This window comes from Acidobacteriaceae bacterium, from assembly GCA_028283655.1.
Taxonomy (GTDB): Bacteria; Acidobacteriota; Terriglobia; order Terriglobales; family Acidobacteriaceae; genus Granulicella.
Genome location: JAPWKE010000003.1, coordinates 2,120,451 through 2,138,998, shown reverse-complemented (window position 1 = coordinate 2,138,998; position 18,548 = coordinate 2,120,451). Strand labels below are relative to the sequence as shown.

Sequence of the window (18,548 nt, the reverse complement as noted above, 5' to 3'; positions counted from 1 at the left end):
TTGAATGTGGCAATAACTCCCCGCATACTCCATCTCAAGGAATCCAGCCAAGCGGGATTCGGCTGGGAGTGGTTGTTGAACCTGAGCATCCGAAAGACGAGCGCCGTGAGCCGATATCGCCGGGAAGACGTTCTCCGTATCCTTCGCTTGCCCTCCCGCCAGCTGGCCGCCTGGGAGCGTGCCGGTCTGGTCGTAGCCTCTGAGCAGTACACCTTCGATCACTTGGTGCAGCTGCGCAAGCTTCGTGACCTTGCCAAGACCCGCATCTCGGTCAAGAGCATTCGCGAGTCGGTCCACGCCATGCAGCGTGTCGCCGGCATGGCGAACCCTCTGATGGAGTCCGTGGCCGTTTCGAACGGTTCGCGCGTCGCGTTTCGGCAAGGTGGGGCGCTGGTTGACCCCATGACCCGCCAGCTCAGCTTTGACTTCGACTACACCTCACAGAAGATCGCTGTCGTGCAGCGCAACGCGTTTGAGGCTCTTCCTCATCCCGGTCAGTTGCAGGAGATGTTCCTGCGGGCTGTGCGTCTGGAAGAAGCTCCCACCACGCTGGATGAAGCCAAGAAGCTCTATAAGGAGATCCTGGTCGCTGATCCACGGCATGCTGCTGCGTCGATCAACCTCGGGACGATCTTCTACAACGAGCGAGACTTCCTCTCCGCAGAGCGTTTCTACCGGCAGGCCACCGAGGCTGATCCTGATTACGCGCTGGCATTCTTCGATCTCGGCAACGTGCTGGACGAAATGCAGAAGCTGCCCGAGGCGATCAAAGCCTATGAGCGCGCTCTCGTGCTCGTTCCGCAGTATGCCGACGCCCACTACAACCTTGCGCTGGCCTTTGAACGCCTGCAGGAGCCGCGTCGCGCGCTGAAGCACTGGACGGCGTACTCACACCTGGACCCGCAGGGACCGTGGGCGAACCATGCACGCGCCCAGACCAAGCGCATCCTCGGTGGGGAGCGCCTTGCCATCGTCAGCCGCTTCGGCCGGACGCTGGAAGCGGCGAGCTAAACCAGACAAAGGCAGGGCTTTACTAAGCCCTCACTGATACACTCCCTGCAAACGCAACCGTTGCTAGGAGATGCCTGCACCATGGCCGAGCGCACCACGTTTCGCCCCTTTGTCCCCCCCAGTGAGAGCCCCAAAGAACTAACCTTCCGCGCGCTCTTTCTTGGCTCGATCTTCGGCATCATCTTTGGTGCTGTTACGGTGTATGTCGGTCTTCGTGCTGGACTTACAGTAGCCGCTTCCATCCCTATCTCGGTCCTCTCGATCTCGATTCTGCGCGCCTTTGGCAAGGCGTCGATTCTCGAAAATAATATTGTCCAGACGACCGGCAACGCGGGCCAGTCGATCGCTTCCGGCGTCATCTTCACGCTGCCTGCTCTGATCTTCCTAGGCTTCGATCTGGAGAGCTTCCGCATCTTTGCGCTGGCGCTCTTTGGTGGCTGGCTCGGTGTGCTCTTTATGATCCCGCTGCGTCGTCAGCTCATTGTCGAAGAGCATGGCACGCTGACCTATCCCGAAGGCACGGCCTGCGCCGATGTGTTGAAGGCCGGTGAGCAGGGTGGGTCGTTCGCCAGCCGGGTCTTCCTTGGCCTCGGCCTCGGCGGGCTCTACACGCTCTTCCAGAACGAGAGTCTGCTCAGCCTCTTTCCGGCGACCCCAAACTATCAGCCGAACTTTGACCCCAGCGGCCAGCAGATCCTCAAGGGGGCTGCCATCCGCGCCGACGTCACGCCGGAGTACCTCGGCGTGGGGTACATCATCGGCATCCGCATTGCGGCAGTCATGCTCGCGGGAGGTGTCTTCTCCTGGCTCGTGCTGATGCCTGCTATCGTCTTCTTCGGCAAGCATCTGGCTGGCCCGCTCTATCCCGGAACGATTCCCATCAGCATGATGGACCCTTCTTCGCTCTGGAAGACCTACGTTCGCCCGATGGGCGCGGGAGCGGTGGCCGCCAGCGGTCTCATTACGCTCTGCCGTACGGCCCCCACGATCGTCGGAGCCCTCAAAGGCTCGCTCGGCAAGAAGTCTGCGACGGCGACGAAGGAAGGCGCGACTCTGCGCACCGAGCATGACCTGCCCAACTGGGTGATCTTTGGCGGCAGCGCCGTTTTGCTGTTGATGATCGTGATCTTCTTACACTTCAAGCCCGTCCCCGGCGCTCAGGTCGGCCTTCTGGCAAACATCGCCGCAGCGCTGCTGGTGCTGGTCTTCGGCTTCCTCTTCGTCACAGTCTCGGCGCGCATTGTGGGCATCGTTGGCTCTAGCTCTTCGCCGGTCAGCGGCATGACGATCGCCACGCTGATGGCGACGGCTGCCATTTTCCTCGTCAAAGGCTGGACCGCGCCCGCCTTCGGCGCGCTGGCCATCACCATCGGTGGCATGGTCTGCATCGCCGCGTCGAACGCCGGAGATACCTCGCAGGACCTCAAGACCGGCTTCCTGATCGGCGCAACGCCGTGGAAGCAGCAGGTCGCGTTGATGATCGGCGTCATCATCTCGACGTTCTCCATCGGAGCGACGCTGAACGCGATGAACAAGGGGCTTGAAAGCTTCCAGAAGCTTCCCGTCGCGCGCCAGATTTCACTGGCTGCACTGCCCGACGGCGTTTCCAATCAGGGGCAGTTCAAGCGCGATCACTTTACGCTGACGCTGAAGTCGCCCGGCGGCCAGACCTCGCACACCGAGATGCAGAACGCTCGTAGCTACGTTCTGCTGAACGCTATCGGATCGACAACGCTTGAGGACGGCAAGTACCTCTACAACCCGGCAACGCACGAGATCGAAGTGCAGTGGGTGCAGGGCATTGGCAGCGAAAAGGCTGCGGCACCGCAAGGTCGTCTGATGGCTACGGTCATCAACGGCATCCTGAGCCGCAAACTGCCGTGGAGCCTCGTGCTGCTTGGCGTCACGCTCGTGATCGGCATTGAGTTGCTGGGCATCCGCTCGCTGACCTTTGCGGTCGGAGCCTATCTCTCGATCGGCACAACCCTCGCGATCTTCTGCGGTGGAGTCGTGCGCTGGCTGGTAGACGAGGCGGTGCGCCGTTCGAGCGGAGAGACTGCGCACGACGAACTGAGCGAAGAGGTTTCTCCTGGCTCGCTCTACGCCTCCGGGCTTATTGCAGCGGGCGGCATCATGGGCCTGCTCGGTGTCTGCGTGAAGCTCTACGAGGCGGCCACGGAAAAAACCATTCCGCGCTTCAGCGAAAGCAATCCGCTGCACAAGGATTGGGTGAGCGTGCTGGCGTTCGCCGCGCTGGCCTACAGCCTGTACTACTTCGCCCGTAAGCCGCTGGAGCAAGCGCCCACGCTTACCTCGAACGAAGAGTAGGGAACTAACACACAAAGGCCGCGCTGAGAAGCGCGGCCTTTGTGTGTTTAGAACAGGGAGTTAGAGTTCGAGGATGATCGGCATGATCAGCGGACGACGGTTCGCGTTCTTCTGTAGGAAGCGCTTCAGATCGCCGCGAACCTTGTCCTTCATCACGCCATAGTCCTGGCGCTCTTCGTGGGAAGACTGCTCGATCGTACGCGACACCACATCGCGGGCGTTGCGCAGCAGCTCAGGATCATCCGCCGCAAAGCCGCGCGTCGAAATCTCGGGCAAACCCTCAATCTGGCCAGTACGCTTGTTAATCGCAATGATTGGCAGGAAGAGGCCATCGGCTCCAAGGTGCTTACGATCACGGATGACCGTATCCAGCACAACGTCTGCGGTCGAGTTGTTATCGATGCAAACCCGTCCAGTCGTTACCTTGCCAACCTTTTCTCCCTCGCGGCCGTTCGTCTCAAAGACATCTCCGTCTTCGAGCAGCATCACCTTTTCCGGGATGCCGGTCGAGATAGCCAACTCCATGTGCCGCTTCAGGTGACGGTAGTCGCCATGCACGGGCACAAAGAACTTCGGGCGCACAAGGTTGATCATCATGCGCAGCTCTTCGCTTGATCCGTGTCCGGAGACGTGGATCAGGCCGTTTGTGCCGTCGTCATGAATCACGCGTGCGTCGCGGCGTTCGAGGTGATCGATCACGCGATAGATGGACTTTTCGTTGCCGGGGATCACGCGCGAGGACAGCAGCACGGTATCGCCGGACTCGATCTTCGCGAACTTGTGGTTGTCCACAGCTGCACGCGAGAGCGCGCTCATCGGCTCACCCTGCGTACCGGAGATCATCACGCACACTTCGTGCGGGGCATACTCGCGGATCTTGCTGGGATGGATGATGAGTCCTGGCGGCGGTTCGATATAGCCGAGGTCCTGCGCGATTTCGGTGGAGTTATCCATCGAGCGACCGATCAGCGCAACCTTGCGATTGTGCTTGTAGGCCAGGTCCATCGCGATCTTGATGCGGTGAATCGAGGACGAGAAGCAGGAGAAGAACAGGCGCTTCTTGGTCGCGGCAAAGATGTCGTCGAGCCGTGGGATCACGGAACGCTCACCCGGCGTGAAGCCGGAGCGATCGACGTTCGTGGAGTCCTGCAGCAGCAGCAGGACGCCCTGCTTGCCGAGGTCAGCAAACGCCTGCAGGTCGAACGGATGGCCGTCCGGAGAGCTGAGATCGATTTTGAAGTCGCCGGTGTGCAGCACGATGCCGACGGGCGTCGTGATCGCGAGAGCGACGCAGTCCACCAGCGAATGCGTTACGCGGATCGGGCGAACCGAGAAGGGCCCAATTGTGAACTGCCGTCCGGGCAGCATCTCGACGAGATCGGCATCATCGAGCAGGCGATGCTCTTCGAGCTTGCCTTCGACGTAAGCCAGCGTGAACTCCGTGCCATAGACTGGCACGTTCAGCTCGCTGAGGATCCACGGCAGTCCGCCGATGTGGTCCTCGTGGCCGTGTGTCAGCAAAATGGCGCGAACCTTGTCGCGATTCTCGATCAGGTAGCTGATGTCGGGCACAACGATGTCGACGCCGAGCAGCTCTTCTTCGGGGAACATGAGGCCCGCGTCAATGACGAGAATATCGTCGCCAAAACGCAGCGCCAGGCAGTTCATACCGAACTCACCTAGGCCCCCGAGCGGGATTACTTGCAGTTTTTCACTAGCCATGGATCTTCAGTTTATCGCAGCAGGATGACTCTGCGCACAACTCAATGAGACGTGAGCAACGTAACACTTTCCTCCCGTCGAAGAGACGTGCAGTGGATCACAACGTACTTCGCTGAACTGCAGCGGTCTTGGAAACACTTAGGCTCCGCGCAGAACGCGCGAAGGTAACGTGAAAATCGCTGAGAGCAGATCAAAAACGCCGCTCGTCACGACGCCGATAAGGCGGAAAGGAAGCAGTAGCAGCCAGAGGATCGGGTAGAGCACCGCCACGACAAGAGCTGCGGGCCAGCAGACGATCAGCAGCAGGATGAAGAGCAAAAGCCGCATGGTGTCACTCCTTGGAGACGTACACCGGAAGCTCTTCCAGCACGTCTTACATTTCCAGGTACGCGTTGTGGTGCTGCGAAGTTCCCGGAAAAACGTTTGCGTACCGTTACGCGTTAGGCTTCACCGAAAGCGATTCGACTCCTACAATAGAGCTACCTCTGAACCCTGCTTATGCCTGACGATCCGAAAAAAGAGATAACCCGTCGCCAGTTTCTGGAACGTTCCTTTGCCTTCAGCGCGGCCAGCCTGCTCGCAGGCTGCGGTACTGGTATCAACGCCACGGCGGGCAAGGTCGATCCCGTAACCGGCGGCATTTCGCACTTCCTGATGGTGGGAGACTGGGGCGAAGACGGTACGCCGAACGATCAGGCTTCCGTGGCGTTTGGCATGAAGAGCTACGTGCAGACGCACGGCTTCACGCCGGATGGTCTGCTGCTGCTGGGCGATAACTTCTACGGCAACCTCAAAGGCGGGTCGGCTAGTTCGCGTTTCATCACGCAGTTCGAAGCCATGTATCCAGAAGACATCTTCGATTGCCCCGCGCTTGCGATTCCCGGCAACCACGATTATCAGGTCGCGCCAGTCAGCAAGTATCAGGCCGAGTTGCAGTACGCGCTCGACAACACAACGCGTTGGACGATGCCGGCGCAGTCTTACCGCATCTCATTGCCTGCGACAAACCCGCTCGTCACGTTCCTTTGCCTCGATAGCAACATGCCGAACGAACCGGCGCAGCCTCCTCCTTCGGGCAACTACTATGTCATGTCCGATGCGCAGCGACTGGCGCAGATCGAGTGGCTGGAAGCTGAGCTTGCTCTGCCCACGACCACACCGTTCACGGTTGTGCTCGGGCATCATCCTCTGTACTCCAACGGACAGCACGGGGATAACCAGACCTTGATCCGTGACTGGGGCCCGCTCTTTCAGCAGTACAACGTGCCGCTTTACATTGCCGGGCATGACCATGACATGCAGCACATCGAGATATCCGGGCTTGCCACCAGCTTCTTCATGTCCGGCGGTGGCGGCGCAACGCTCTATCCGATTCCGCCAAAGAAGCACTCAGGCTACATCCAGGAGATCCATGGATTCAGCCACCTGCAGGTTACGGAAACAGAGATGATTCTTCGTCATCTCGATCCCAACGGCGCGCTGTTGCACAAGTTCACCCGCACCCTGGATGGCACGGTGACGATCCAGCATTAGGCAAAACGATTCAATACAAAAAGGCCGCTCCTAAAACCGGGGCGGCCTTGTTGCGTTGAAGAGTACGGGAACTAATTTGTGCCGTAGGTACTGTCCATGTACGCCAGACGCTTTGTGATCCACGTCTTCATGGCGTCTACTTCTGCCTGATAGGAGCCGAGGGCGACAGGGTTCGGCCACACTCTTTCGCCGAGGTTAGGCCAACGTGCAAAGTTGTTCGCCTGCGCATTTTGCAGAACAGCCGCGCGAGTGTCGATATAGCTGTTCAATGTCTGGGCATTTGTGCGCACAACCTGCCAGCGAGCGTTCAACATGCTCGTAAACGCTGGATCATCGAAAAGACGTTTGTACCAGAGGGCGTTATACCGAATGTAGTTATCTGTTGGGCTGACAGTTGGAGAGTAGTTGATGTTTCCGTAGCCCAGGTTCATATCCCAAACAGGTCCGCGGTAGAACTTGGGGTCGCTACGCGGTTTGTAGAAGTAATCGCTCGAAGAGTCGGAGGCGTCCAGGTTGTTTGCTAACTCTTCAACGAGAAACCAATTCACAACGGAACCTGAATCCCAGTAAGCCTGCCAGCCGTTGGTTGTGCTCCGCCAGTTTGTCTCGTCATACATTGAGCCTTCAGCAGATTTCAGGGCCGTGGTGAAGTAGGTGGCTTGCTCGGTTGCTGGCGGGTCCGGGTCGTCGAGCCCAATGGGCAAGCCTACTTGGCTAAGAATCATGAGTGTCTCGCCATCGTAGTGGTCGATCTCGGCTAGATAGCCGCCTGTCAGGTCCTCGCCGCTGATGTCGGTGTCATCCATGGAGCCGATGTTTAAACGGGCCTTTGATACCTCGACCTTTTCGGTCAACTCATAAACACCCTCATACTCGCCGTTCATGTACATTTCAACGAAGACGCTGCTTGGTGTCCACGCCATCCCGAAGAGCTGGGACATCTGGAAGCTGACATCGTTGCGCAGCATCGTTTTATCGTCGTAGTTCGCCAGGAGAATCCAGTTGCTGTCTGACGTCATTCCTATCAGGGCGGCCTTGGAGTCCAGGTTCAGACGGTAGGGCTTTTTGGGCTCTTCCCAACTCGTGTTGCCATGACCTTTAATGCCGAGCGTGCCGGAGTAGTTGTTGGAGGTGTCTGTCGAATCCGTAATTGTCATCGACCCTGTAACGTAGTCATCTTCGCTCGTGACCGGGGCGGCATCGGTCGTCGTAATACGCATCACCGGAAGGTAGTTGGTCGTAGGCTGGAACGTTTTGTTCTCCAGCTCGACATCCATATCCAGCTGCGTCGTCGCCGTTCCAGTGGAGTTTGAGCCGGAGATCGTCAGCGCACGGTCTGCGGTCCAGTAGCCAATCTGGCCCGTGAAGCACGCTTTCACGACATCGATCGAGGTGGTGATCGTAAGGTTGGTGGTCGTCCCAATGGTCGCTGTACCACCGCTGATTGTCACGCCCTGGGGCAGAGCTGTCGGCGCGAGTGTGACGGTTCCCGTCGAGCCGTTTACGGAGTTCACGTTCACAGGGATGCTCGTCGTCTCTCCGGGGTAGACCGTGACGATGGCGTTCGACGGCGTAAGCGTGAAGTTGCTGCCGGAGCTTGCCGTGTTCGCCAGCGGCTGAGCCGGGCAGTTCGTCACCGTAGAGGTCGTGCCACATCCTGACAGGAGGGCGGTGATAAGCCCCAATCCTGTAGCCAGCACTAATCGCTTAGCCAATATTTTTTCTCCTGAGAACACACTCACCCTCGACTCCGGGCGGGGCAAAACGAAATGCCGTTTCCCCGTGTGACGAATAGAGGAAACGGCAAGATTCAGTTGGGCTTAAGGTTTGTGTGAAAAACTGTTGAATCGTTTTGCGATACTTTCGCTTCGTCGACTACCGCAGCAGGTCTTCGAGCGCCGTCGACAGGTCTGTCTTCTCGTCACGGTACTTCACAATGACAGGTGTGTAGACGCTGACGCCCATCTCCTTGCCCGGGCCGCTTGAAACGGCACGCGAACCCGGAACCACAACGGCTCCTGCCGGAATGATGAGCGGGGTTTCGGCGGTCGCCTTCAGAATGGTGCCGTTCACCAGGTCATAGACCGGTGTGCCGCGCGTCAAGATCGTTCCGGCAGCGAGCACAGCCTTGGTGCGGACGATCGTGCCTTCGTAAACGCCAGTGTTGCCGCCTACCAGCACATCGTCTTCGATAATCACAGGGGAGGCGTTCACTGGCTCCAGCACTCCGCCGATCTGCGCTGCTGCAGACAGATGCACACGCTTGCCGATCTGCGCGCAGGAGCCGACCAGGGCGTGCGAGTCCACCATCGTGCCTTCGTCGACAAACGCGCCGACGTTGACGTACGCAGGCGGCATCATCACGACGCCCTTGGCGAGGTAGGCACCCGAGCGGACGCTTGATCCGCCAGGAACCACGCGCACGCCCTGCTCAGGAGCCCAGCGGCGTGCCGGGTAGGTGCCCTTGTCGACAAAGCTCAGAATCGAGCCGCCTTCTGCGTGCTTGCCGTTCATCTCTTCCAGCGAGCCGAGGCGGAAGCCCAGCAGGATGCCGCGCTTCACCCACGCGTTCACGCGCCAGCCGATTGCCTGCGAAGCATCGGGCTCCGCCGAGCGAAGCTCACCAGCCTCCAGCGCATCGCGCAGTTGGAGGAACGCCGTCATCGCGTCCGCATTGCCCACAGCCTCGGCGCCAGCGGCGAACCAATGCTCAATCGTTTCCTGCAAGGTCGTATTCGTGCTCATATTTTTCTCCTTCGTTTCTCTTCAGCGCAGCGCTCCCTCTTCAACCGCGGTATCTGGAGCAGTTGAGCGCTTGCTGGTCGTTAGCGTTTTCTCGTGTCTTCGGAGCTAGAACATTCGTTTGCCGGCGTGCGGCGTCTCGGGCAGCAAAGCCAGTTCGCCCAGAATCATTTCCAGCTTGCGTCTCGTCGTCGCGCTCACGGGCACCATCGGCAGCCGCAGAGTTTCGTTGCCACGTCCCAGCAGTGTCATCACGGCTTTAATCGGGGCAGGGCTGGGCTCGATGAAGTTTGCCTGCATGAACTCAAAGAACGTGCGGTTGATGCGACGGGCGTTTGCCCAGTGACCATCGACGGCAGCGTTCACCATGGCGGACATTTGTTGAGGAATCGCGTTCGACGCGACGGAGATCAACCCTGTGCCGCCAACAGCGATCGTCGGCAGAGCCAGAGAGTCGTCACCGGCAAACACGCGCAGCGAGCGCGGGGCCTGCGTAAGCAGCTCGGTGATCTGCACCATGTTGCCGCTCGACTCCTTCACTGCAACAACATTCTTCAGCTCTGCAAGCCTCAGGATCGTCTCCGGCAGCAGGTTGGTGCCGGTCCGGCCGGGGATGTTGTAGAGCATGATGGGCATGTCTACGGCTTCCGCGATGGCCTTGAAGTGTTGGTACTGGCCCTCTTGTCCGGGCTTGTTGTAGTACGGGTTCGCCGTCAGAATGCCGGTCAGTCCGTCGATGCCCGCCAGCTTCTTCGCGTTCAGCACGGCCTGATGCGTGGCGTTGTGCGTCGCGCCAGCGAATACGGGAACACGTCCGGCAGCGGTTTGCACCGTCACTTCGATCACGCGGAGCCACTCCTGCTCGCTCAGCGTTGCCGCTTCGCCGGTGGTTCCGCAGGGGATCAGCAGGTTAATGCCGTTTGCAATCTGCCAATTGACGTGCGCCACCAGGGCCGCTTCGTCAAGCGTGCCATCGGGGCGAAAAGGTGTAATGAGTGCGGTGCCGCAGCCTTGCAGTTCCATGCCAAGGAAAATTTTATCGCGAATAGCTCTACTCCGCTGCGACTTGCGTTCTTCCTTCGCGCGAAGTACGTGGAGGGATGAGCCATATCACGGCCACGGCGGCGATCATCCCAATCGCAACGTGCTCCGAGACATACGCCATCGGAATCGCCCCAATGTAGAGAACCGAAGAGGCAATCTGCTTGCCGGTCCCTCCATCGCCCGCAACACGCTGACCGCCCAGCTTGCAGATGGCGTTCGATACCGCGTACCAGGACACCGCCGGAAGCATGTAGCAAATCGCAAACAACCCGATAGAGAAGGGGGACAGTCCGCGTTCTCCGACCCAGGCTGTCCCGAAGGGGATCAGCGAAAGCGTGAAGAGAAAGATGAGGTTCGACCACAGCAGCCCGTGCGAAACCGTCTCGACGTCGTCGAGCATGTAGTGGTGGTTCACCCAGTAAATGCCGGTCTGGACGAAGCTCAGCAGGTAGACGAAAAGCATCGGCAGCATGGAGCGAATCGCTTCGCCGTTCGACATCTCATGCGCCGGAACCTTCAACTCCAGCACCATGATGGTGATGATGATCGCCACCACGCCATCGGTGAAGGCCTCAAGCCGCCCGGTTGTCATCTGCTTCGCCATCGCCGTTCTTCGTCCTCTTCTTAGGGCTTCGCGGTCACACTTGCCGGGGGCGCCAGCAGTTCCTGCATCTTCGCATACACGCCGTTGGTCCAGCCAAAACCGATCACGTTGCTCTTGTAGCCAGCGCCAACGATAACTTCACTCGATGCCTGCTCCACGTTGTACTTTTCGCGAATCGTTCCATCGTGCTCGTAGCCTGTATCGACACTGCGCATGAACTCCTTTGCTAGCCGCCGAGCATCGGAGTCAAAGCCATACCGCTCGAGTCCTGCCACCGCCAGCCAGTTCAGCGGGGCCCAGCCGAAGGGCGCGTCCCACTGCACGCCGGTGACGTGGGTACTCGTCAGCAGACCCCCTTTGCGCTCAAACTCCGGCAGCGCGTCTCGCAGTTGCTGTGCCTGCGCCTGCGTGGCAACGCCAGCCCAAAGTGCATAGAACGTCGTCGCAAACGCATACGTCGACTGCTGCTGCGTGCGGAAGTTGTAATCCGTATAAATCCCGAGCGAATCGTTCCACAGTAGGCGGCGGATGGTCGCCAGCCGCGTCCCCGCAGTAGAACTCCACGCAATGGCCTCGTCGCGCTCGCCGAGCGTCGCTGCAATAAATGCGACATCGCGTTCGTACTTGTAGAGCAATGCGTTCAGGCCGGAGGGAGCATACTCTTCCGTCGATCCGCTATAGGGACCGAAGCGGAAACTCGTGTCGAAGCCCGACTCGCGCATCGCCCGGTCTCCGGCGAAGAAGCTCTCCGTTAGCTGTACGCCGTTGGCTTCTGCGCGCAGACAATGCTCGCCCGCTGCGCACTTGGCTTCATCCTTCGCCGGCTCCAGGTACGCCTTCGGCGCTTCCTTCGGGTGCGCCTGCAACCAGTGGATGATGTCGACGTAGTAGCTGCTGTCATCGCTCATCTCCGGCACAGGGCCGTGCCCGAGGTCGGAGTATCGGGCTAGCCCGGTAGTGCCTGCAAGATGCGGTTCGCTGATCCACAACTCGTGGTCGCGCTTCAGGTAAGGCCATGCTTCGCGCAGCCACTTCTTCGCCGCCACGGGGTCGCTCTTCAGCTCTGCGCGATAAACCTCTAGCACCATCGACGAGAGAAACGGCGGCTGTGAGCGCGTCAGATAATAGCTGCGGTTTGCATTCAGGATCGCCCCGTAATGCTCGATCTCGTAGAAGAAGTTCTCGACCGTGCCCCGCGCCAGGTCCACTCTGCCATCGGTGATCTCACCGAGCAAAATGAAGTAAGAGTCCCAGCCATACATCTCGTTGAAGCGCCCACCCGGCACAACGTAAGGGTGCGGCAGATACAGCAGGCCGGGCTGCTTCAGGTCTGCGGGAACCACATCGCCTTGATGATGAATCGCCTTCGGCAGCTTCCGTACGTCGACCTTGCACGTCTTCGTTAGTGCTCTTACGTCGGCCGGGATACGCTGATCGGCAGGCAGATAGAGCACCGGCACCGTAGACACCTTGGTGTCGGTCAGCGACGCGCACTCCGTGGTGGAGCGAGAAAGCTTGTCCCAGCTCTCATGGATGTACGAGCTGATGTTCGGCTGTGTTGTAGAGGACGGCGCGGCACTGCTCTGCGCTGCTGCCGCGGCCAGGCCACAAAGCAACAGCGCAGAGCAGGCGACGTGGCGGCTTACGCGCACCAGTTGCCCTCGCGCATCAGCGGTTCTGCAGAGCCATCTTCGTGGACGCCGTCGACGCTCATCGTCGGGCCACCGATCATCCAGTCCACATGGATCAGGCTCTCGTTGGCACCGAGCTTGCCCAACTCTTCATCGCTCATCTTCTCGCCGCCGATCAGGCACGTCGAGTAGGCCTGCCCCAACGCAATATGGCTGGCTGCGTTCTCATCGAACAACGTGTTCCAGTAGAGAATGCCCGACTCCGCAATCGGAGACTTGTGCGGAACCAGTGCCACTTCGCCCAACTGGCGAGCGCCTTCGTCGGTGGAGATCAACTTGTTCAGCGCGGCTTCGCCTGCTGTTGCCGTCGCCTTCACAATCTTGCCGTTCACAAACGTGCACTGGATGTTTTCAATCAGCGTGCCCTGGTGCGACAACGGCTTCGATGCCGTCACCATACCGTTGACACGCTCCTTGTGCGGCGTCGTGAAGCACTCTTCGGTCGGGATATTCGGCTGGCAGTAAATACCGTTGCCAGCAAGCGTTCCACCGCCAGCCCACAGATGCTGGTCCGCCAGTCCGACGGTCAGGTCCGTTTTGCCATCGGCGGTGTGGAAGTGCAGCGAGTGATAACGCTTGGCGTTCAGCATATCGACGCGGCGCTTCAGATTTTCGCCATGCTCGCGCCACTCGGCCACCGGGTCATCGCTCGTAATGCGCGAAGCATGGAAGATCGCCTCCCAAAGCTTGCTCACGGCAACGTCTTCCGGCTCACCGGGAAAGACAAGCTCGGCCCACTTGGGCGTCGCAGCGGCAACAATCGCCCAGTTGATCTCGTGACGTGTGATTAGCTCCATTGCGGGTTTATAGGCCTTCGAAACCGCAACGCTTGCCCGGGAAACCTTGCTTGGGTCCTGCGCCTTCAGCAGCCCGGGATTCGTCCCGGTGATGGCCATGCGCGCTGCGCCGGATTTGAACGCTGTAGCGATAGCGTCGTAGTACCAGGCTGGAGCGTAGTCGAAGCTGTCTTCGGGGGCGTTCTGGTAGCGTGCGAGCGTCGTCTCGTCGTCGGAGAAGAACGTCGTCACCAGCTTGGCTCCGGCCTTGTACGCATGTTCCGTGATGCGGCGTACCAGTGGCAGCGCGTCGGTCGGCGCTGTCAGCACGAGTTCCTGGCCTTCGCGAAGGCCAAGGCCAATACGAACAGCTACTTCAGCGAGGCGGTCGAGTTTCTGTTCGAACGAGAGAGACGCGAAGATGGGAGCGGTTGCGGTTGCCATCCTTATAGCGTAGGTCGGGAACGCTGCGAGTACAAGTGGTGACCGCGAATAGGTTTGCTGGCTATACCGGGGTGGTCAACGTGCGCAGAATATTGAGGCTCGATTGAAGAGAATCCTTGCCCACCTGATCTTCAAAATGCTTCTGAAGCCTGTCGAGCGCACCGATCACGCGAATGGCGGCCTTTCGGCCCTGCGGCCTCAGCGCAATGTGATACGCGCGTGCATCGGTGGGGTCGACTTTGCGCTGCACAAGACCCCGGCTCTCCAGGGCGGAGATGCAATGGCTCACACTGCTCCGGGTCGTCGAGAAAGCCTCCGCGAGCTGAGAAGGCTTCACCAGCTCCGCAGACTCGAAGAAGAGCGCAGAGAGGATAAGCGCCTCAAGAAAGTTCAGACCGTCGGCCTTGAAGAGCTGGGTGGCTAAGCTGTCGAAGTGGCGTGCGCTCCGGATGACGCAGAACATGGGGCTTTCGGTAAGGAAGTTTTCGATGCGCACAGAGAAGGCCTTTGATTGATCTGTTCAACTATTTCGAATGATACAAAACTACGGTTGAAGAGCATAGATATCTGGTTCAAGCTCAAGAAGCTTCTTCAACGTTTTCGAAATAGGTGTGGCATGAGGTTCGTATGGAAGTCCAGGTTGTTTGTGTGGGGTTTGCTGCTACCGGCAGGGGTTACGTTCGCCTATTCCGCCACGGCTCAGCAGAGCTCGAGTGCGACAACCGCGGTTCGAGACACAGTCACCGTCATTGGTGTGGTCGACCCTGTCACCCAGGCAGACTCTGAGCGTGCCACCACGGCGCTCGACGTCCAACCTGTGCGCAATCTGGTTGATGGTGCGTCCTCTCTGCTTCGCGACGATAGCTCCGTCGATATCCAACAGCGTGGCAACGGCGGCGTGCAGAACGATGTCTCCATCCGTGGCTCGTCGTACGAGCAGACGCTCGTCCTGTTGAATGGCCTTCGCATCAACGACGCCCAGACCTCACACTTCAACTTCGATATCCCTGTCCCGTTCCAGGCGCTCAGCGGTGTGTATACGCTGCATGGCGCAGGCTCGACGCTCTACGGCTCTGATGCTGTCTCGGGTGTGGTCAACCTCACCACGGCAAAGCCTGTGTCGGGCTACTCGGCACGCCTGCGCGCCGGGGCAGGCAGCTTCGGCGGCAACTCTGAATCCGCCGTGCTCGGCTACGGCTCGCAACGCTTCAGCGAGCAGTTGAGCGGGGCGCGTGACTTCTCCGAAGGCTTCATGGCTGATCGTGACTACCGCTCGGAGGAGGTGGCGAGCGACAGCTATCTGCACAGCGCGCTTGGCGAAGGCTCCGTGCTGCTTGCCACCAGCGATCGCGCGTACGGTGCGGCACAGTTTTACGGCAACTATCCTTCCTACGAGCGCACGAAGGACTGGTACGCTGCGTTGCAACAGCAACTCGGCTCAAGTATGAGTACCGCGCTCGCCTATCGTCGCCATACGGACGTTTTCACGCTTTATCGCACGAATCCTGCGGCCTATCAGAACAACCACATCGACACTTCGTGGCAGGGCGTTCTTCGTCGTCATGACGACTTCCACTGGCAATCCCTTACGCTGGACTCCGGTCTGGACTTCAACTTCGACCAGATCGACAGCTCAAACCTCGGCAAGCATGGACGCAACCGTGGAGCGGGATATCTCAACGCGCGTCTCCGCACCACGCGCCACGGAGCCGTAACCCTGGGCGCTCGCGAAGAGGTCTTCTCCGGCGGAACGCAAGTCTTCATCCCGTCCTTTGCTGTGGATCAATACCTTGGCGAACGCCTGAAGCTTCGCGGCGCCATCAGCCGTGGCTTCCGCGTGCCTACTTACACGGACCTTTACTACTCCGACCCAACGAGCAAGGGCAATCCGAACCTGAAGCCTGAAAACGCCTGGAGCTACGAAGGCGGTGCGGACTACTACCCGAGCGATCGCTGGGCGCTCTCCGCCACGGGCTTCACCTCGTCGCAGACCAACGTCATCGATTACGTCCGTGCGACCAGCTCCGATCTTTGGCAGGCCGCAAACCTCACGCACATTCAACTCAGCGGCGTGGAGCTTGCTGCGGAGTGGCGTCCGCGTGCTGGGCAGCAGATTCGTGTCTCGCTCACCACGCTCACCGGCGCACGCGACGCTCTCAACGGCCTGCAATCGGAGTACGTCTTCAACTACGCCAACCAGAACGCCAGCGTCGTCTACAACGGCAGCTTTCGCAACGGCCTCACACTGCGCGAGCGCCTTCGCGTGGTGAACCGTTTCGACGGTCAGCTCTATCCCGTCTTCGACTCCTCGCTCGCCTACGAGCGCTGGCGTCTGCATCCCTATCTGCAGATGACCAACCTGAACAACGCCAGCTACCAGGAAGTCATCGGTGTTCCGATGCCCCCACGCGCCTTTGCCGGTGGTATCGAACTTGCGCTCGGCAAGCGCTAACAAACCCGCAAACAAGAACGAGCGTCGAGAGATTCTCGGCGCTCGTTCTGTTTCCGTTTCTGCCAGCGATTACAGTTTGCTGTAAATATCGCGGAAGTTATAGACACCAGGCTTCTGTTCGGTGAGCCACTCTGCTGCGCGCACAGCGCCTTCGGCAAACGCGCGCCGCGACTTTGACTCATGCGTCAGCACCAGCTTGTCGCCTGCGCTGTCAGCTTCCAGTGTGTGGATACCGGCAGCATCACCCGTACGATGAGCCGTGATGACGATCTCGTCCTCCAGCCCGACTTCTTTCGCCACAACATCACGCAGCGTCAGCGCGGTGCCGCTCGGCGAGTCCAGCTTCGACGTGTGATGCGTCTCATCGATAGAGAACGTGTAGCCGAGGCCCTTCAGCGCATCCGCCATCCGCTTCGCCAGCTCCATCGTGATCTGGACACCGATCGAATAGTTCGTTCCGTAGAGCAGGGAAGCGCCGCGACGATCTGCCAGTTGCGACATATCCTGCAGGCGCTCATACCAGCCCGTTGTTCCGACGACCATCTTCGCGCCGGTAGCCAGCACCGCACGCATGTTCGTCAGCACGGCTTCCGGTGTCGTGAAGTCAATCACCGCATCGAAGCCCGCGACGAACGGCGGCGTCAGCGCTGCGCCACCCTTGTTTTCGGTGGCATCGAGTACGTGAACGCTATGACCATGCTCGGCAGCAACCTCTGCCACCAGCTTGCCTGTCTTGCCCACGCCCAATACGAGAATTCTCATGGTTGTCCCTATGCCTTCGCGGCCACAGCGGCCACTGCTTCTACGTCAAAGATGTTCGGATCTGCGGCTGCAAAGAACTTCTTGTGCAGCGAACGAATCGTCTCTTCGACATCCTGCTCTTCGATCATGAAGCTCATGTTGATTTCGCTTGCACCCTGCGAAATCATGCGAACGTTGACGTGCTTTACCGCGTCGAAGACCTGTGCGGCGATGCCTGCATGTCCGCGAATATCTTCGCCCACCATGCAGATCAGCGCCTTGGCGCCTTCAAGCTTTACGTCAGCAATCTTCGAAAGCTCTTCGCAGATCTGCGGCAGGTTCTCACGGGAGTCGACAGTCACCGAGATCGAAACCTCCGACGTCGAAACCATATCAATCGCGCATCCATACTTGTCAAACACGTCGAAGACGAGCTTCAGGAAGCCGTGAGCCAGCAGCATACGGCTCGCGACGATATCGATGATCGTCAGCTTCTTCTTTGCGGCGATGGACTTGAACGGGCTCTTGCACGGCGGCGGAGTCGCGGTGATTACCGTGCCTTCGTTCTCCGCGTTGCGGCTATTCAGTACCCACACCGGAATGTTCTTCTGCACGGCTGGCAGAATCGTCGCCGGATGCAGCACCTTCGCGCCGAAGTAAGCAAGCTCAGCCGCTTCTTCGAAGCTGATTGTTTTCACGCGCAGGGCCTCTGGCACCACGCGAGGATCGGTCGTCATAATGCCGTTGACGTCCGTCCAGATTTCGATCGCTCCACCATGCAGGCCGCCGCCAACGAGGGCCGCAGTGTAGTCCGAGCCGCCACGTCCCAGCGTCGTCGTTACGCCATTGCACGAGGCGATAAAGCCGCCCATCACCGGCACCTTGCCGCCGTCGATCAGCGGAAGCACGCCAGCCTCAAGAGCCAGCGCGATCTTCGCTTCATCCGGTGCAGCCTTGCCGTAGTGGTCATCGGTGATGATCACGGTACGCGCATCGACGTGCGCCGAGTTCATTCCCTTGTGCGCGAACGCCGCGGTCACCATGCGGCTGGACAGACGCTCGCCAAAGCTGACGATGTTGTCGGTCGAACGCAGCGTCAACTCACCCACCGCGCAGATGCCGCGCAGCATTTCGTCCAGCGCGTCAAAGTCATGGTGAATGTTGATCTGCAGCGAGGTCAGGGCATCGCCGCTTGCCAGCTCTGCTGCAACGCCGAGGTGGCGTGTGCGCAGGCTGTCGGAAAGCTTCAGGGCTTCGTCGCGGTCGTTCTTGCCTGCGGCTGCAGCCGCTGCAAGCAGCGTGTCCGTAACCTTCGCCATGGCCGATACAACGACGACAGGGCTTAGCCCCTTCTTCAAGCGGCCTTCAACGATGGCTGCCGTACGCAGCATCGCGGTAGCATCTTCCACCGACGTGCCGCCAAACTTCATCACTACGATATGGTTGCGCGGAGAGCTCAT

General features: G+C 59.5%; 15 protein-coding genes. 4 read left to right on the top strand and 11 right to left on the bottom strand.

Annotated elements, in window-relative coordinates:
• Positions 1-105: 105 nt before the first annotated feature.
• The gene (locus tag PW792_11945) at positions 106-1,011 is read left to right on the top strand and encodes a tetratricopeptide repeat protein (protein ID MDE1162643.1); all 906 of its coding nucleotides are present in this window, start codon (positions 106-108) and stop codon (positions 1,009-1,011) included.
• An 81-nt stretch (positions 1,012-1,092) separates the two neighbouring features.
• Positions 1,093-3,339, top strand: coding sequence for an oligopeptide transporter, OPT family (locus PW792_11940; protein ID MDE1162642.1), 2,247 nt, complete (start codon positions 1,093-1,095; stop codon positions 3,337-3,339).
• Between the two features lie 60 nt (positions 3,340-3,399).
• Here PW792_11940 and PW792_11935 read toward each other — a convergent pair whose 3' ends face one another.
• Together PW792_11935 and PW792_11930 are read right to left on the bottom strand one after the other, a co-directional pair.
• Positions 3,400-5,061 (bottom strand): ribonuclease J, encoded by a 1,662-nt coding sequence (locus PW792_11935; protein ID MDE1162641.1) that lies wholly within the window; start codon positions 5,059-5,061, stop codon positions 3,400-3,402.
• 138 nt (positions 5,062-5,199) lie between these two features.
• Positions 5,200-5,388: a hypothetical protein gene (locus PW792_11930; protein ID MDE1162640.1), complete on the bottom strand. Its 189-nt coding sequence runs from the start codon at positions 5,386-5,388 to the stop codon at positions 5,200-5,202.
• 171 nt (positions 5,389-5,559) lie between these two features.
• Here PW792_11930 and PW792_11925 point away from each other — a divergent pair, with 171 nt between their 5' ends.
• Complete coding sequence (locus PW792_11925) at positions 5,560-6,594, top strand: metallophosphoesterase (GenBank protein ID MDE1162639.1); 1,035 nt, start codon at positions 5,560-5,562, stop codon at positions 6,592-6,594.
• A 71-nt stretch (positions 6,595-6,665) separates the two neighbouring features.
• Here PW792_11925 and PW792_11920 read toward each other — a convergent pair whose 3' ends face one another.
• The 7 genes from PW792_11920 to PW792_11890 form a co-directional block, all read right to left on the bottom strand.
• Positions 6,666-8,309, bottom strand: coding sequence for a CotH kinase family protein (locus PW792_11920; GenBank protein MDE1162638.1), 1,644 nt, complete (start codon positions 8,307-8,309; stop codon positions 6,666-6,668).
• Positions 8,310-8,469: 160 nt separating this feature from the next.
• Positions 8,470-9,339, bottom strand: coding sequence for a 2,3,4,5-tetrahydropyridine-2,6-dicarboxylate N-succinyltransferase (locus PW792_11915; protein MDE1162637.1), 870 nt, complete (start codon positions 9,337-9,339; stop codon positions 8,470-8,472).
• Between the two features lie 105 nt (positions 9,340-9,444).
• Positions 9,445-10,359, bottom strand: coding sequence for a 4-hydroxy-tetrahydrodipicolinate synthase (gene dapA / locus PW792_11910; protein MDE1162636.1), 915 nt, complete (start codon positions 10,357-10,359; stop codon positions 9,445-9,447).
• 28 nt (positions 10,360-10,387) lie between these two features.
• On the bottom strand, positions 10,388-10,984 hold the full coding sequence (locus PW792_11905; protein MDE1162635.1) for a TMEM175 family protein: 597 nt from the start codon (positions 10,982-10,984) through the stop codon (positions 10,388-10,390).
• A gap of 20 nt (positions 10,985-11,004) precedes the next feature.
• Positions 11,005-12,636 carry a trehalase family glycosidase gene (locus PW792_11900; GenBank protein ID MDE1162634.1) on the bottom strand — a complete coding sequence of 544 codons (1,632 nt, stop codon included), beginning with the start codon at positions 12,634-12,636 and terminating at the stop codon, positions 11,005-11,007.
• On the bottom strand, positions 12,627-13,895 hold the full coding sequence (locus PW792_11895) for an aminopeptidase (GenBank protein MDE1162633.1): 1,269 nt from the start codon (positions 13,893-13,895) through the stop codon (positions 12,627-12,629). The genes PW792_11900 and PW792_11895 overlap by 10 nt, the downstream gene beginning before the upstream one ends.
• Positions 13,896-13,956: 61 nt before the next feature.
• Complete coding sequence (locus PW792_11890) at positions 13,957-14,391, bottom strand: MarR family transcriptional regulator (GenBank protein MDE1162632.1); 435 nt, start codon at positions 14,389-14,391, stop codon at positions 13,957-13,959.
• A 120-nt stretch (positions 14,392-14,511) separates the two neighbouring features.
• Between PW792_11890 and PW792_11885 the strand changes: the two genes are divergently transcribed.
• Complete coding sequence (locus PW792_11885; GenBank protein MDE1162631.1) at positions 14,512-16,347, top strand: TonB-dependent receptor; 1,836 nt, start codon at positions 14,512-14,514, stop codon at positions 16,345-16,347.
• Between the two features lie 69 nt (positions 16,348-16,416).
• Here the strand turns inward: PW792_11885 and dapB are convergent, their stop codons facing one another.
• Both dapB and lysC read right to left on the bottom strand, forming a co-directional pair.
• On the bottom strand, positions 16,417-17,109 hold the full coding sequence (gene dapB, locus PW792_11880; protein ID MDE1162630.1) for a 4-hydroxy-tetrahydrodipicolinate reductase: 693 nt from the start codon (positions 17,107-17,109) through the stop codon (positions 16,417-16,419).
• A gap of 8 nt (positions 17,110-17,117) precedes the next feature.
• Positions 17,118-18,548: a lysine-sensitive aspartokinase 3 gene (lysC, locus tag PW792_11875; GenBank protein MDE1162629.1), complete on the bottom strand. Its 1,431-nt coding sequence runs from the start codon at positions 18,546-18,548 to the stop codon at positions 17,118-17,120.

Excerpts from the sequence above, each read along its gene's own strand:
- PW792_11940 (MDE1162642.1), top strand. The coding sequence starts at position 1,093 with ATGGCCGAGCGCACCACGTTTCGCCCCTTTGTCCCCCCCAGTGAGAGC.
- PW792_11935 (MDE1162641.1), bottom strand. The coding sequence starts at position 5,061 with ATGGCTAGTGAAAAACTGCAAGTAATCCCGCTCGGGGGCCTAGGTGAG.
- PW792_11930 (MDE1162640.1), bottom strand. The coding sequence starts at position 5,388 with ATGCGGCTTTTGCTCTTCATCCTGCTGCTGATCGTCTGCTGGCCCGCA.
- PW792_11925 (MDE1162639.1), top strand. The coding sequence starts at position 5,560 with ATGCCTGACGATCCGAAAAAAGAGATAACCCGTCGCCAGTTTCTGGAA.
- PW792_11915 (MDE1162637.1), bottom strand. The coding sequence starts at position 9,339 with ATGAGCACGAATACGACCTTGCAGGAAACGATTGAGCATTGGTTCGCC.
- dapA (MDE1162636.1), bottom strand. The coding sequence starts at position 10,359 with ATGGAACTGCAAGGCTGCGGCACCGCACTCATTACACCTTTTCGCCCC.
- PW792_11905 (MDE1162635.1), bottom strand. The coding sequence starts at position 10,984 with ATGGCGAAGCAGATGACAACCGGGCGGCTTGAGGCCTTCACCGATGGC.
- PW792_11895 (MDE1162633.1), bottom strand. The coding sequence starts at position 13,895 with ATGGCAACCGCAACCGCTCCCATCTTCGCGTCTCTCTCGTTCGAACAG.
- PW792_11885 (MDE1162631.1), top strand. The coding sequence starts at position 14,512 with ATGAGGTTCGTATGGAAGTCCAGGTTGTTTGTGTGGGGTTTGCTGCTA.
- dapB (MDE1162630.1), bottom strand. The coding sequence starts at position 17,109 with ATGAGAATTCTCGTATTGGGCGTGGGCAAGACAGGCAAGCTGGTGGCA.
- lysC (MDE1162629.1), bottom strand. The coding sequence starts at position 18,548 with ATGAGCTCTCCGCGCAACCATATCGTAGTGATGAAGTTTGGCGGCACG.